Below are 13,903 nucleotides of genomic sequence, written 5' to 3' on the forward strand. Positions count from 1 at the left end.
TTTGCCGGAGGAGACCTTCAAGGCGCTGAAAGAGTTTGTTGCCTCCATCAAAGGTCCGCTTAGCACTCCCGTGGGGGCGCTATCTGCTTCCTAGGGCAACATCATGAAGCGACTAAGAGCGCCGTTTGCGGCGCTCCTAATCTGATAGGTCAGATTTTGCGACTGGGCATCTCCACATAGTCGGTCAGGCCATTCCCGGTATAGATCTGCCGTGGACGTGAGATGCGGCTGTTGGCGTCGCGCCGTTGCTCCCACCAGTGGGCGATCCAGCCCGGCAGACGCCCCATCGCAAATATTACTGTAAACATGCTGGTAGGGATGCCGATGGTGCGCAGGATGATACCGCTGTAGAAGTCTACATTGGGATAGAGTTTACGCTCGATGAAGTAGGGATCCTGCAGGGCTATCTCCTCGAGTTTACGAGCAATATCGAGCAGTGGATCCTTCTTTCCTGGCTGGGAGAACAACCGTTCCGCCACCTCCCTGAGCACCTTGGCGCGTGGATCGAAATCCTTGTAGACCCGGTGGCCAAACCCCATCAGGCGCACGCCGCTCTCCTTATCCTTGGCGAGATTTACATACGCCTCCGGGGTCATGTTGCCTTTGTGGATCTCCTCCAGCATGTTCATGACCGCCACGTTGGCACCGCCGTGCAGTGGGCCCCAGAGTGCGCCGACGCCGGCAGAGCAGGAGGTGAACAGGTTGGCACCGCTGGAGGCGACCATACGCACTGTTGAGGTAGAGCAGTTCTGTTCGTGATCGGCATGCAGGATCAGGATCAGATTGAGTGCGTCACGCACCAGATCGTCGCAGACATACTGGTCGTAGGGCTGGGAAAACATCATGTGCAGAAAATTATGCACATAGCGCTGGTGTGGATCGGGGTAGATGTAAGGCTGGCCGGTTGAATGGCGATAGGCGTAGGCGGCAATGGTTCGGATCTTGCTGATCAACCGAGCCGCCGCCATGCGGAACTGCTCGGTGTCCTCTAGCTCCAGAAGCTCAGGGTGGAAGCAGGAGAGGGTGTTGATCATGGAGGAGAGCACCGCCATCGGCGGGGCCGTGCGGGGGAAGCTATCGAAGTGGCTCTTCATGCCCTCGTCGAGGTTGGCGTGGAGGGTAAGATCTCGGGCAAAGTCAGTGTATTCCTCGGTGGTCGGCAGATGGCCGCAGATCAGTAGCCAGACCACCTCAATAAAGTTCGGGCCGTTGGCAAACTGCTCGATGGGGATGCCCCGGTAGCGCAGAATGCCCTTCTCGCCATCGATATAGGTGATCGAACTCTGGCAACTGCCGGTGTTGGCGTAGCCTGGGTCGAGGGTGATGTATCCGGTGCGGGCGCGCAGGCTGCTGATATCGATGGCCGGTTCATCTTCTGAACCTATCACCAGAGGCAGATCATACTGCTCCCCGTCAAGGGTGAGGGTGGCCTTGTCTGACATGGTGTTTTCCCTTTTTAATCTGAATAGGTGACAACCAGAGTGATGCGTTGCCAGCGGTAATTCTGGGTGATTCAACGCACTATTGGCTGTGGCGCTGCAATCTTTTTGAGGCCCCAATGACACCTGAAGGTGGACGCCAGATAAACCATCCGTTACTGAGGAAATGGGGGCTTGGGGTACTCAATTTCCCCGCAATAGAGGTGGGAAAAGTTGCACTTTTTTCTATGATCTGACTGCTATCCTGTGGGACAGATAATCGCAATCCGCCCCATGCCCCAACGGCTTCAGAAAACAGCAAGGACCACCCCATGTCAGAGGACAGCCTCAACAGTGCGCTGCGTTACCACTGTTACCCCCGCCCTGGAAAGCTCGAGATCAAGGCGACCAAGCCACTTGCCAACCAGCTGGACCTTTCGCTGGCCTACTCGCCGGGGGTAGCCGAGCCCTGCCGGGAGATCGCCGCCGACCCTGCAAAGGCCGCCGACTACACCGCCCGCGGCAATCTGGTGGCGGTGGTCACCAATGGCACCGCAGTGCTGGGGCTGGGCGCCATCGGCGGGCTCGCCTCGAAGCCAGTGATGGAAGGCAAGGCGGTGCTGTTCAAGAAGTTTGCTGATATCGATGTGTTTGATATTGAGGTAGATGAGACCGATCCCGCGCGTTTCATCGAGATCGTCGCCGGCCTGGAACCGACCTTCGGCGGCATCAACCTGGAGGATATCAAGGCCCCTGACTGCTTCATCATTGAGGAGGGGTTGAAGCAGCGCATGAAGATCCCGGTCTTCCACGACGACCAGCATGGCACCGCGATCGTGGTTAGCGCGGCGATCCTCAATGCCCTGCAGCTGGTGGGCAAGGATATCGGGCAGGTGCGGTTGGTGGCCTCAGGCGCCGGCGCGGCAGCGCTGGCCTGCCTCGATCTGCTGGTGGGCCTGGGGATGAATAAGGCCAACATCGTGGTGACTGACATCGCCGGGGTGGTTTATCAGGGACGGCAGGAGGAGATGGACCCCTACAAGGCTCGTTACGCCATTGACACTGGCGCGCGTACCCTGAAAGAGGTGATGCCGGGAGCCGATATCTTTCTCGGCCTTTCTGCCGGTGGGGTACTGAAGCCGCAGTTTTTGCAGCAGATGGCGGAGCGGCCGATCATCTTGGCGCTGGCCAATCCGGTGCCGGAGATCATGCCCGATGAGGCCAGGGCGGTGCGCCCCGATGCGCTGATTGCCACCGGCCGTTCCGACTATCCGAATCAGGTTAACAATGTCCTCTGCTTTCCCTTCCTGTTTCGCGGCACCCTCGACTGCGGTGCCAGCGAGATCAATACCGTGATGAAGTTGGCCTGTGTGCGGGCGATCGCCGGACTGGCCCAGGTACAGGCCTCGGATGTGGTGCAGTCGGCCTATGGCGGTCAGCAGCTGCAGTTTGGTCCGGACTACCTGATTCCTAAACCCTTCGATCCACGGCTGATAGAGCATATCGCCCCGGCGGTGGCCGAGGCGGCGATGGAGAGCGGTGTGGCACAGCGCCCGATCGCTGATCTGCAGGCCTATCGGGAGGGGTTGCAGCAGCAGGTGTTCCGCACTGGCATGACCATGAAGCCGGTGTTCGATGCGGCCCGCAGTGAGCCGAGGCGGGTGGTCTATGCCGAAGGCGAAGAGCCGAAAGTGCTGCAGCTGATCCCCCAGGTGGTGGAGCAGGGCATCGCCCGGCCGATTCTGATCGGCCGTCGTGCGGTGGTGGAACGGCGTATTCGTGAGCTGGGGTTGGCGCTCGAGATCGGCCGGGATCTGCAGCTGGTCGACCCGCAAGATCACCCCCGCTACCCAGATTACTGCAAGCGGCTGTTCCAGATTATGGCGCGCAAGGGCTGTTCGCCCACCGAGGCGCGCCAGCTGTTGCGGACCAACTCCAGCGTGCTTGCCGCGATGTTGCTGCTGGAGGGAGATGCAGATGCGCTGATCTGCGGTCTGGTGGGGCGCTATCGTCACCATCTGGAGAAGATTCAGGACATTATCGGCCCCGCCGATGGGGTGAAAAAACTCACCTCCATGAGCGTGTTGGTGCTCGACTCCGCCACCTTGTTTATCACAGATAGCTATGTGCAGGAGGAACCTGAGGCGGAGGATATTGCCGAGATCGTGCGACTCTGCGCCGACGAGGTGCGTTGGTTTGGTGTTGAACCCAAGGCTGCACTGCTCTCCCACTCCAACTTCGGCAGTCACGATTCGCGCTCCTCACGCAAGATGCAGCAGGCGTTGAAGATCGTCCGCACAAATCTGCCGGAGCTGGAGATCGATGGCGAGATGCATGCGGATCTGGCGCTGGATGCCACCCTGCGCACTCTGCGTTTCCCTGACTCCGGGTTGGCAGGGGCGGCCAATCTGCTGGTGATGCCGAATCAGGATGCTGCCAATATCGCCTTCAACATGCTCAAGGTGCTGGGTGATGGCATCACCATCGGTCCGGTGTTGGTCGGGGCGGCGGGCTCGGCCCACATCGTCACCCCATCGATCACCGTGCGAGGGCTGTTGAACATGACAGCGTTGGCTTCAGTGCGGGCGAGATAGGCTATGGGTTTGCCACCCATTTTTGGTCTGTTGACTATACTTGGTCCAATCCTTGGCTAGATCCAAAAAAACAGAGCGAATGGTCGATAACAACAAACGACCGGTTTTTCTCAATCTCCTGCAGATTCATATGCCGATCACCGCCGTGGTGTCGATCTTGCATCGGCTGACCGGGGTGCTGATGTTTCTCTCCATTCCCTTGCTGGTAAAACTGCTGAGTCTCTCGGCGAGTGGTGAGGAGGGCTTTGCCCAGGCGCTTGAACTGTTTCGCCACCCGTTCTCGCAACTCCTGCTTTATTTGCTTTTGTGGATCCTGCTGCACCATCTGCTGGCGGGGATTCGCTTCCTGCTGATCGATATGGAGATCGGCGTGGCGCGGCAGCAGGCGCGGGCCTGGGCCCGGCTGGTGCTGATTAGCGGGCTGTTCGCTGCACTGTTGCTGGGGGTATTACTATGAGTCGTCAGATGCCGGGGCTGCAAGCCTGGCTGTTTCAGCGGATTAGTGCGGTTTATCTGGGGCTCTACACACCGCTTTTGCTTCTCTACTTTATCGTCATGCCGCCCCAATCCTATGCCGAGTGGCATGTGTTTCTTGCCAGTCCCTGGGTCAATAGCTCGATCCTGTTGTTCGCGCTGGCGCTGCTGGTGCACGCCTGGGTCGGGGTCCGCGATGTGGTGCTTGACTATGTCCACCCCTACCTGCTTAGGCTGGCGATGCTCACTGGTGTTGCGGTGATGCTGATCGCCTGGGGCTTCTGGGTATTGCGCATACTGCTTGTGGTCACCGCTTAACCTAAGGAGATGCCATGTCACTGCAGCGCCGACACTTTGATTCGTTGATCCTGGGGGCTGGCGGCGCAGGCTTGCGCGCCGCGCTGCAGCTGGCGGAGGCCGAGGCGCGGGTGGCGGTGGTCTCGAAGGTCTTTCCGACCCGCTCCCATACCGTTGCCGCCCAGGGTGGAGTCAATGCCGCCCTGGCCAATGTCTCGGCGGACAACTGGCACTGGCACATGTACGACACGGTGAAGGGCAGCGACTACTTGGGCGACCAGGATGCCATCGAATATATGTGCCGCGCCGCCTCCAATATCGTCTATGAGCTGGAGCACTTTGGCGTGCCCTTTTCGCGGCTTGATAACGGCCGCATTTACCAGCGCGCCTTCGGTGGCCAGAGTCAGAACTTCGGTGGGGCTCAAGCCTCGCGCACCTGTGCCGCCGCTGATCGTACCGGCCACGCCATCCTGCATAGCCTCTACCAACAGAATATTCGCGCCAAGACCCACTTTTTCGATGAGTACTTCGCCATCGATCTGATCCGCGACGATGAGGGGGTGATCCTCGGTGCGCTGGTGCTCGACATCGCCAGTGGCGAGCCGCTGCTGATCGAGGCCAAGACCACCTTGATCGCCACTGGCGGCTGCGGTCAGCTGTTCCGCACCAACACCAACGCCCACATCAACACCGGCGACGGCATGGCGATGGCGTTGCGTGCCGGCATCCCGCTGCAGGATATGGAGTTTTTCCAGTTCCATCCCACCGGCATTGCCGGCAAGGGAATGTTGATCACCGAGGGCGCGCGCGGCGAGGGCGGTTATCTGATCAACGCCGAGGGTGAGCGTTTCATGGAGCGCTATGCTCCCAGCGCCAGGGACCTGGCGAGTCGTGACGTGGTCAGCCGCTCCATCGCCACTGAGATCCGCGAGGGACGCGGCTGCGGGCCGGACAAGGATCATGTGCTGCTCAAAGTCGACCATCTGGGAGAGGCAGTGGTGGCGAAGCGGCTGCCGGGCATTCGCGACACCTGCCGTACCTTCCTGCACATTGACCCCGCCTCTGAACCGATCCCGGTGTTTCCCACCGCCCACTATGTGATGGGCGGCATCCCCAGCAACCGCTTCGGCGAGGTGGTGGTGCCGGTAGGGGAGGGGCCGGAGGAGGCGATCCCCGGGCTCTATGCCGCGGGAGAGTGCGCCTGTGTCTCGATTCACGGCGCCAACCGGCTGGGCGGCAACTCGCTGCTCGATATCCTGGTGTTTGGCCGCGCCGCCGGCAACCGCATCATCGACTATCTGAAACAGAACCGTTTCCACCGCCCGATGAGCGAGAGCAGTCTGGAAGCAGCGATGGCACGGCTGCAACGCTGGGACCAGGCGGGTGATGGTGAGCGTGTCGACCAGCTCAGCAGCGATCTCAAACGGGTGATGGAGAGCCACTGCGGTGTGTTCAGGACCGAACAGGTGATGCACGAAGGGATCGAGGCGCTGCAACAGCTGCGCAGGCGTATGGCCGAGGTGCGACTGCACGACAGCAGCAAGGTTTTTAACACCGCCCGGGTGGAGGCGCTGGAGCTGGAGAATCTGATGGATATCGCGATGGCCACCATGATGGCGGCCGAGGCGCGCCAGGAGAGCCGCGGCGCCCACTCCCGGGTTGACTACCCGGAGCGGGACGATACCAACTGGCTGAAGCACAGCCTCTACTTCCTGCAGGATGACCAGCTTGAGTTCAAGCCGGTCCGAACCAAACCCCTATCGGTGGAGAGCTTTCCGCCGAAGCCGCGTGTCTACTGAAGAGGGGCTTTCGAGCATGCGATTCAGAATCTACCGCTACAACCCGGAGCAGGATCAGGCCCCCTACATGCAGGAGTACCAGCTGGAGGAGGTCGCTCCGGGCATGATGCTGCGCGATGCACTGCTGCGGCTCAAGGCAGAGGATGAGTCTCTGACCTTCCGCCACTCCTGCGGCGAAGGGGTGTGCGGTTCCGACGGCATGAACATCAACGGCCGCAACGGTCTGGCTTGCATCACCCCGCTGACCGGGCTGAAGGAGCCAGTGGAGGTGCGCCCCTTCCCGGGCATGCCGGTGATCCGTGACCTAGTGGTGGATATGGCGGCCTTCTACAAGCAGTACCGCATGGTCAAGCCCTACCTGATCCGCAACGAGCCGATACCGGAAGTGGAGGTGCTGCAGTCGCCTGCAGAGCGCGAGCGGCTCGACGGGCTCTACGAATGCATCCTCTGCGGTTGCTGCTCCACCGCCTGCCCCTCGTTCTGGTGGAATCCCGATAAATTCCTCGGCCCGGCAGCACTGCTACAGTCCTGGCGCTTTCTTGCCGACAGCCGCGACCAAGCGGAGGTCGATCGGCTCGATGGGCTCGAAGGCCCCTACAAGTTGTTTCGCTGCCACACCATCATGAATTGTGTCGATGTCTGTCCCAAAAGACTCAATCCGACCCGCGCGATTGGCCTGATCCGGGAACTGATGCTGAAGCGATCGGTTTAGCTGTAGCAACACCGCCCTCTGCGCTCTGCAGCAAGTGCCCTTGGGATAAACCTGTCCAACTGTTCTTTCTGGGATAATCCATGGATTTTGAATGGGTCGCTATCGCGCTGGGAGATGTTGCCTGGATATCCCTGGCTTTTTTTCTAGGCTTCCTGGCAAGACTGATTGGTCTGCCGCCGTTGGTGGGTTTCCTGGCAACCGGTTTCGTGCTCAATTATCTGGGTATCGCAAGCGGAGAGATGCTGGAAAAGCTTGCTGATCTGGGCATCACTCTGCTGCTGTTCACCGTTGGCCTGAAGCTGAACCTGAAGGTATTGATAAGGCCGCAGGTCTGGTTAGTGACGGTGCTGCATATCTCAATCATCATTGCCCTCTTTGGCGCGGTTATATTTAGTCTGGCCTTGATGAGTGCGCCACTCTTCTCCGGCCTGGATCTCAAGCTTTCGCTGATGCTTGCCTTTGCATTGAGCTTCTCCAGCACCGTTTTTGTGGTCAAGTCGCTGGAAGAGAAAGGGGAGATTAAGTCCCTGCATGGACGGATCGCTATCGGCATCCTGGTTATGCAGGACCTGGCTGCGGTCATCTTTCTGGCAGCATCGGCAGGGAAGTTCCCTTCACTCTGGGCGCTACTGCTGTTTCTACTTATTCCGTTACGACCACTGTTACACCATCTGCTGCAAAAAACCGGCCATGGTGAACTGTTGATTCTGTACGGCCTGGTTCTGGCCCTGGGCGGAGCCGAACTCTTTGAGCTGGTTGGAGTGAAGGACGATCTGGGGGCGCTCGTCATGGGGGTGTTGATCTCTACCCACCCCAAGTCAAAGGAAATGGCCAAGTCGATGCTGGGTTTCAAGGACCTGTTCCTGCTGGGCTTCTTCCTCGCTATCGGCATGTCAGGCCAGCTCTCGCTGGAGGCGTTGATTATCGGTGGCTTGCTTGTACCCTTTGTCTTCGCTAAATCAGCGCTCTTTTTTGCTCTGATGACCCGTTTCAAACTGCGGGCACGGACTTCCTTGTTAGCGACACTGAGCCTGACCAACTACAGTGAATTCGGCTTGATCGTTGCCGCGATTGGCGTAACCAATGGTTGGCTGGATAGCGAGTGGTTGGTCGTTATCGCTATCGCACTCTCCCTCTCCTATGTTTTAGCAGCGCCATTAAACAGCATAGATAACAAAATTTACGGTCAATTCAGAAGTTTCTGGATGAGGTTTCAACGCAAAGAGAGGCTTCCGGATGACATGCTGTTGGATACGCTCGGTGCAACCATCGCTATCTTTGGCATGGGCAGAGTTGGCAGCGGTGCTTACGACAAGATGCGTGCACTGCATGGTGAGACTGTAGTTGGCATCGACTTTGATGCCGAGTTGACCAAAAGACACCAGTCGGTGGGACGCAATGTTCTGCATGGTGACCCGAGCGATGCGGACTTCTGGGACAAGATAGAGCAAGACCACAGTATCGAACTCGTCATGCTGGCGCTGCCAAATCTGGCAGCCAACCTGGATGCCCTGGAACAGCTGCGGGAGATCTCTTTCCCCGGACGTATTGCCGCGACGGCAAGGTATCCGGATGATGAGGAGGAATTACGCCAGTCCGGTGCAACCGCTGTGTTTAACATCTACACGGAAGCAGGTGCCGGATTTGCTGATCACGTTGAGGTGCAAAACCAAGTCTGATGGACTTCCAGTGTTATCCACATCTGATGTTTTTTGATGAAAAAACTGATCGAAAAAGAGTATGTCGCTCCATGGGAAAAGGCCTTTGACCCTGTGTTAACACCCCTCGATGCATTTATTCATCGCCAGACCACCAGTGGTGTACTGCTCATGCTGTGTGCGATTGCGGCGCTCACTGCTTTACCCTCCATGCTTAGGATTTTTTGATGGCCAAAACCGGGATGATTTTTGCCTCTTTTCTTGCCGGGATTTCAGGGTTCCTCTGGCTGTTTTTCACCTATGAGATAGTGCTGAGGGATCAATGAGGTCGATTTAACCCCATCTCCCCAGCTGATCCGTATTAACGGATGGATCTAATCAAAACAGGTAAGGAGAAAGCCATGAAACTCAAACCCATCGTTGCCGTGTTCAGCCTCTCATTGCTGGCGGCCTGCACTATCCATAATTCAGAACGGGCCTCACGCCCCCAAAGTACTGCCGTTCATCCCTCGCTGGTCGAGATGGAGGAAGTGATGGCGGATCAACCTCAGCAGCTTCTGCCCGATCCGGCAAAGAGGCGCTATGAGATGAAGCTGATGGCCCAGCCGGTCGCAGGCATCAATGCCAGCGTCCGTCCGCCCTCGGAACCGCTTGATCGGGAAAACTATGCCCACTTCAAAGACAACCCCCTGAAACGGGCGGCGGAGTTCCCGGTCTCTACCTTCAGCATCGACGTGGACAGCGCCTCCTATGCCAATTTGCGGCGCATCCTCAACGAGGGGCGCCTGCCACCGATGGACGCGGTGCGGGTGGAGGAGATGATCAACTACTTCAATTATGAGGATATGGCAGCGGAACAGCGTGACACCCCGTTTGGTATTACCACCGAGGTTGCTGCCAACCCCTGGAACCCGGAGACAAAGCTTCTGCGTATCGGCATCAAAGCTTGGCAGCCCAGGCAGTCCGAAATGCCCCCCGCCAATCTGGTGTTTCTGGTGGATGTCTCTGGTTCCATGCACTCGCCCGACAAACTGCCGCTGCTGAAGCGCTCGCTGCGTCTGCTCAGTCGCAGTCTGGATGCGGATGACCGGGTCAGTCTGGTGGTCTATGCCGGGGCCTCTGGGGTGGTGTTAGAGCCTACCCCAGGCAACAAGAGGGCGACCATCGAACAGGCCCTACAGCAACTCAGTGCGGGCGGCTCAACCAACGGTGGTGCGGGGATCCGGCTCGCCTACGCGAAGGCCCGTGAGGCGTTTATTGAGGGCGGCATCAACCGGGTCATCCTGGCCACCGACGGTGACTTCAACGTCGGCACGGTCAACCATCAGGCGTTGATCGACCTGATCAAGCAGCAGCGCCAGGCAGGCATCGCCCTCACCACCCTCGGCTTTGGCGGTGGCAACTACAACGACCATCTGATGGAGCAACTCGCCGATCAGGGCGATGGTAACTACGCCTACATCGACAGCCTGATGGAGGCGCGCAAGGTGTTGGTGAGAGAGCTGGGTGCCACCCTGCAGACGGTGGCCAAGGATGTGAAGATTCAGATTGAATTCAACCCGGAATATGTCACCGAATATCGCCTCGTGGGCTATGAAAACCGTCTGCTGGCCCGGGAGGATTTCAATAATGATAAGGTCGATGCTGGGGAGATCGGTGCCGGCCACTCGATCAGCGCGCTGTATGAGATCAGCCTGAGCGGGAGCACTGGGCAGCGGATTGAACCGCTCCGCTATGCACAGGGGCAGGTAAGCAGCGTCGGTAAGAGTGATGAGCTGGCCTTCCTGAAGTTGCGTTTCAAACATCCAGGCGAGACAGAGAGCGAGCTGATCGAGACACCAATCCTGGCCAGCCAGATCGTCCAGGATCTCTCCAGCAGCAGTGACGACTTCCGCTTCGCTGCCGCTGTTGCCGCCTTCGGTCAGTCGTTACGTGGCGGGAAATACCTCAAGGATATGGGGTACGATGAAATGATTGAACTGGCGCGGGGTGCCCGTGGTAATGACCCGGATGGAGAGCGTGTAGAATTTGTCCGTTTGCTCGGTCTGGCGCGGGATTTGTCACCTATGAAACCGCAGGCCAACTTTGAACAGACAGCCGTCGTACAATGAGCAGGCATTGCCCGCATGTCTACGCATAGGTTGGGCCGTGCCCGACATCATTCGTAAAGACAGGCTATTACATGCGGCGGTCGCGGGCCGCCCTATATCAGGTTCCTTAATGGCAAGAATTAGACGGAATGATGCAGGATCCCAGCGATGAAAACCTGATGCAGCGCTACTGCGCCGGAGATACAGCAGCCTTCGACGCGCTTTATGTTCGCAGGTGGTCGACCTTAATGCCGTACGTAACGACCAGTGGCAGGCTTTCTACGAGATCTACGTGGAGGACAAATACCAGCTCCATATGCGCGAGAGGTTCGAGGCTAGCAACGTCCACGCTCTGGCGCAGATTACCGAACGCATGCTCGAAGCCATCCGCAAGAGGGCTACTGGGCGGCCGACGAGGTGGCGATCGAGAAGCTCATCGAGACCTACCGCGAACTCGCCGCCCGCTTTGACGTGGTCACCGAGAACGAAGATTTTGCCAACTATGTGGAGAGCTGGGCAGCTTGGCTACGGCTTCGCTACAGCGGCGACCAGCGAACCGCAACCGGCCGCACCGGCCCCGCAGCCGGCCCAACCGATCGTCCAGGGGCAGAAGCTGGAGCGGGTCGCCCCCAGGGAGACCGACTACCAGACATTGCTCGTGGCCGCCCTGATGCTGTTTTTTGTTGCTGGATATCTCTACCTGTTGGCATGGCCGGTGCGCACACCGGCCACCGTCGCGTCACTCGCCGGCTCGCCCTGCAGCGTGGCAACCCGATGACTCACCCACCACAGCCAGGCGCAGCCTGCCACACCGGCGACCACCGATGCGGCCAAGATGCCGGTCTTAGCCATCAGCAATGCTTGCGGTTGACCGACAAAACCTAGCTCGGCGATGAACAGGGACATCGTGAACCCGATCCCGCCCAACAGCCCCACACCGACGATCTGGCTGAAGCGGGTCCCGGCCGGCAGGCTGCCGACACCAAGCCGGATCGCCAGCCAGCTCATCCCGGCGATGCCCAGGAATTTGCCCAACACCAGCCCCAACATCACGCCGAGGGTGACCGGATGGGTCAGGGTGGTGGTCATGCCGGCCAGATCCAGGGGGATGCCGGCATTGGCCAGCGCAAACAGCGGGATCACCAGCAGCGCTACCGGCAGGTGCAGTTCGTGCTCAAGGCGCTGTAGCGGCGTCTCCACCCGGCGCACACCGTTCTCCAGCGCCTGGACTATGGCCCGCATCTGTACGTTGGTCATGATGTTCTCACCCGGTCGGTAGCTGGCGTCAAAACGACCGATCAACTCCCGTACCGAGTCGCTGAACCGGACTGGATCGTATTTCGGGAATGCCGGGATGGTCAGCGCCGTGAATACCCCGGCGAGTGTGGCGTGGACACCGGACTTGAGCAGCGCCAGCCAGAGTAGCACCCCGACCAACAGGTAGGGGCTGGTGCGGCGCACACCGGCACGGTTGAGGACCACCAGGAGCGCCAAGAGCGCGGCCGCGGCGATCAGGGCCTCCCAGACCAGCGTGTCGGTGTAGAAGAGCGCGATCACCACCACGGCGCCCAGATCGTCGGCGATGGCCAGCGCCACCAGGAAGGTGATCAACGCCTTGGGTATCCGGCGGCCGAGCAGCACCAGCACACCGATGGCGAAAGCGATATCGGTGGCCATGGGGATGCCCCATCCGCGGGCGGCGTCACCCTCGGGGTTGAGGGCGAAGTAGATCAATGCCGGCACCAGCATGCCACCGATGGCGGCAAATATGGGCAACACCGCCTGGCGCAATTCGGCCAGTTCGCCGACCAGCACCTCCCGTTTCAGTTCCAGGCCGACGACGAAAAAGAACAGCACCATCAACCCATCGTTGATCCAGTGCTGCAACGATTTCTCCAACCGCCAGCCACCCACGTCGACACCTATGACCGTATGGATAAGGTGCTGATAGCTTCCCGCCCAGGGACTGTTGGCCGCCACCAGGGCCAACAGCGCGGCCCCCATGAGCAGCAGTCCGCTGGTGGTCTGGCGGTGGATAAACGCCTCGAAGGGGGTGATGACCCGATCGAAGGCGCGCTCCCAGGGGGCCTGGAAGACGCGCCCGCGACGGGGCAGCAACGGAAGCTTGGGACGTTGCATGGTGCTCCTCCGTGCTTCGGCAGCTGGTCTATTCGTCACCGCCGAACGCCCCTAGCAGATGCAGCAGGCTGGTGAACAGGTTGTAGATGGAGACATAGAGGGTGACGGTCGCCATGATGTAGTTGGTCTCACCGCCGTGGATGATGTTGCTGGTCTCCCACAGGATCAGCCCGGACATCAGCAGCACGAACAGCGCCGAGACGGCGAGCGACAGCCCCGGCAGCTCAAACAGCATGGCACCGAGACCAGCCAGAAAGGCAACCAGGATGCCGGCCATCAGAAAGTCGCCCATGAAGCTGAAATCTTTGCGGCTGGTCAACGCATACCCGGACAGGCCGAGAAAGATGGCGCCGGTCGAACCGAGTGCGGTCATGACCAGTTCAGGACCGTTGGGTAACCCGAGATAGGTGTTGATGATTGGCCCGAGAGTGATCCCCATGAAACCAGTCAGGGCAAAGACGCAGACCAGCCCCAGGGCGCTGTCGCGGAACTTGCTGGTCAGGAACAGCAGGCCGAAGTAGCCGACCAAGGTGATGATGAATCCCGGATGGGGCAGATTGAACAGCACCGAAACGCCGGCGGTGGCGGCACTGAACACCAGGGTCATCGACAGTAGCATGTAGGTGTTGCGGATGACCTTGTTGGTCGCCAGGACCGCGCCTTGCGGTCGGGCGACAGCGGTAGCGAATCGACTCATAGCGATCTCTCCTGAGGGGTTTAAG

The 13,903-nt window shown here is 59.4% G+C and carries 12 protein-coding genes; 9 read left to right on the plus strand and 3 right to left on the minus strand.

The annotated features are described in order from the left end of the window. Positions 1 to 149: 149 nt before the first annotated feature. Positions 150 to 1,442 carry a citrate synthase gene (locus L0Y14_RS07455; RefSeq protein ID WP_006475476.1) on the minus strand — a complete coding sequence of 431 codons (1,293 nt, stop codon included), beginning with the start codon at positions 1,440 to 1,442 and terminating at the stop codon, positions 150 to 152. Between the two features lie 308 nt (positions 1,443 to 1,750). Between L0Y14_RS07455 and L0Y14_RS07460 the strand changes: the two genes are divergently transcribed. From L0Y14_RS07460 to L0Y14_RS16655, 9 genes are all read left to right on the plus strand, one after another. Next, positions 1,751 to 4,012, plus strand: coding sequence for an NADP-dependent malic enzyme (locus tag L0Y14_RS07460; RefSeq protein ID WP_006475477.1), 2,262 nt, complete (start codon positions 1,751 to 1,753; stop codon positions 4,010 to 4,012). 79 nt (positions 4,013 to 4,091) lie between these two features. Further along, the gene (sdhC, locus tag L0Y14_RS07465; protein ID WP_006475479.1) at positions 4,092 to 4,469 is read left to right on the plus strand and encodes a succinate dehydrogenase, cytochrome b556 subunit; all 378 of its coding nucleotides are present in this window, start codon (positions 4,092 to 4,094) and stop codon (positions 4,467 to 4,469) included. Continuing rightward, entirely contained in the window at positions 4,466 to 4,804 is a 339-nt protein-coding gene (gene sdhD / locus L0Y14_RS07470) for a succinate dehydrogenase, hydrophobic membrane anchor protein (protein WP_040819917.1), read from the plus strand. The genes sdhC and sdhD overlap by 4 nt, the downstream gene beginning before the upstream one ends. Before the next feature lie 14 nt (positions 4,805 to 4,818). Beyond that, positions 4,819 to 6,582 (plus strand): succinate dehydrogenase flavoprotein subunit, encoded by a 1,764-nt coding sequence (gene sdhA, locus L0Y14_RS07475; RefSeq protein ID WP_005960749.1) that lies wholly within the window; start codon positions 4,819 to 4,821, stop codon positions 6,580 to 6,582. Between the two features lie 16 nt (positions 6,583 to 6,598). After that, complete coding sequence (locus L0Y14_RS07480; RefSeq protein WP_006475858.1) at positions 6,599 to 7,294, plus strand: succinate dehydrogenase iron-sulfur subunit; 696 nt, start codon at positions 6,599 to 6,601, stop codon at positions 7,292 to 7,294. A gap of 80 nt (positions 7,295 to 7,374) precedes the next feature. Then, positions 7,375 to 8,973 (plus strand): cation:proton antiporter family protein, encoded by a 1,599-nt coding sequence (locus L0Y14_RS07485; RefSeq protein WP_005960751.1) that lies wholly within the window; start codon positions 7,375 to 7,377, stop codon positions 8,971 to 8,973. 36 nt (positions 8,974 to 9,009) lie between these two features. Next, positions 9,010 to 9,180, plus strand: a complete 171-nt coding sequence (locus L0Y14_RS07490; RefSeq protein ID WP_010088833.1) for a hypothetical protein — start codon at positions 9,010 to 9,012, stop codon at positions 9,178 to 9,180. A 173-nt stretch (positions 9,181 to 9,353) separates the two neighbouring features. Then, positions 9,354 to 11,063: a vWA domain-containing protein gene (locus tag L0Y14_RS07495; RefSeq protein WP_251859293.1), complete on the plus strand. Its 1,710-nt coding sequence runs from the start codon at positions 9,354 to 9,356 to the stop codon at positions 11,061 to 11,063. Between the two features lie 271 nt (positions 11,064 to 11,334). Continuing rightward, positions 11,335 to 11,820: a hypothetical protein gene (locus L0Y14_RS16655; protein WP_420887020.1), complete on the plus strand. Its 486-nt coding sequence runs from the start codon at positions 11,335 to 11,337 to the stop codon at positions 11,818 to 11,820. Here the strand turns inward: L0Y14_RS16655 and nhaA are convergent. Both nhaA and L0Y14_RS07505 read right to left on the minus strand, forming a co-directional pair. Then, positions 11,739 to 13,181 (minus strand): Na+/H+ antiporter NhaA, encoded by a 1,443-nt coding sequence (nhaA, locus tag L0Y14_RS07500; RefSeq protein WP_006475863.1) that lies wholly within the window; start codon positions 13,179 to 13,181, stop codon positions 11,739 to 11,741. The genes L0Y14_RS16655 and nhaA overlap by 82 nt on opposite strands. Before the next feature lie 28 nt (positions 13,182 to 13,209). Further along, positions 13,210 to 13,878 carry a Bax inhibitor-1/YccA family protein gene (locus L0Y14_RS07505; protein ID WP_006475864.1) on the minus strand — a complete coding sequence of 223 codons (669 nt, stop codon included), beginning with the start codon at positions 13,876 to 13,878 and terminating at the stop codon, positions 13,210 to 13,212. Between the last annotated feature and the right edge of the window lie 25 nt (positions 13,879 to 13,903).

Source organism: Candidatus Endoriftia persephonae (genome assembly GCF_023733635.1).
In the GTDB taxonomy this organism is placed as follows: domain Bacteria; phylum Pseudomonadota; class Gammaproteobacteria; order Chromatiales; family Chromatiaceae; genus Endoriftia; species Endoriftia persephonae.

Excerpts from the sequence above, each read along its gene's own strand:
- L0Y14_RS07495 (WP_251859293.1), top strand. The coding sequence starts at position 9,354 with ATGAAACTCAAACCCATCGTTGCCGTGTTCAGCCTCTCATTGCTGGCG.
- L0Y14_RS07485 (WP_005960751.1), top strand. The coding sequence starts at position 7,375 with ATGGATTTTGAATGGGTCGCTATCGCGCTGGGAGATGTTGCCTGGATA.
- sdhA (WP_005960749.1), top strand. The coding sequence starts at position 4,819 with ATGTCACTGCAGCGCCGACACTTTGATTCGTTGATCCTGGGGGCTGGC.
- L0Y14_RS07455 (WP_006475476.1), bottom strand. The coding sequence starts at position 1,442 with ATGTCAGACAAGGCCACCCTCACCCTTGACGGGGAGCAGTATGATCTG.
- L0Y14_RS07490 (WP_010088833.1), top strand. The coding sequence starts at position 9,010 with ATGAAAAAACTGATCGAAAAAGAGTATGTCGCTCCATGGGAAAAGGCC.
- L0Y14_RS07480 (WP_006475858.1), top strand. The coding sequence starts at position 6,599 with ATGCGATTCAGAATCTACCGCTACAACCCGGAGCAGGATCAGGCCCCC.
- sdhD (WP_040819917.1), top strand. The coding sequence starts at position 4,466 with ATGAGTCGTCAGATGCCGGGGCTGCAAGCCTGGCTGTTTCAGCGGATT.
- L0Y14_RS07505 (WP_006475864.1), bottom strand. The coding sequence starts at position 13,878 with ATGAGTCGATTCGCTACCGCTGTCGCCCGACCGCAAGGCGCGGTCCTG.
- nhaA (WP_006475863.1), bottom strand. The coding sequence starts at position 13,181 with ATGCAACGTCCCAAGCTTCCGTTGCTGCCCCGTCGCGGGCGCGTCTTC.
- sdhC (WP_006475479.1), top strand. The coding sequence starts at position 4,092 with ATGGTCGATAACAACAAACGACCGGTTTTTCTCAATCTCCTGCAGATT.
- L0Y14_RS07460 (WP_006475477.1), top strand. The coding sequence starts at position 1,751 with ATGTCAGAGGACAGCCTCAACAGTGCGCTGCGTTACCACTGTTACCCC.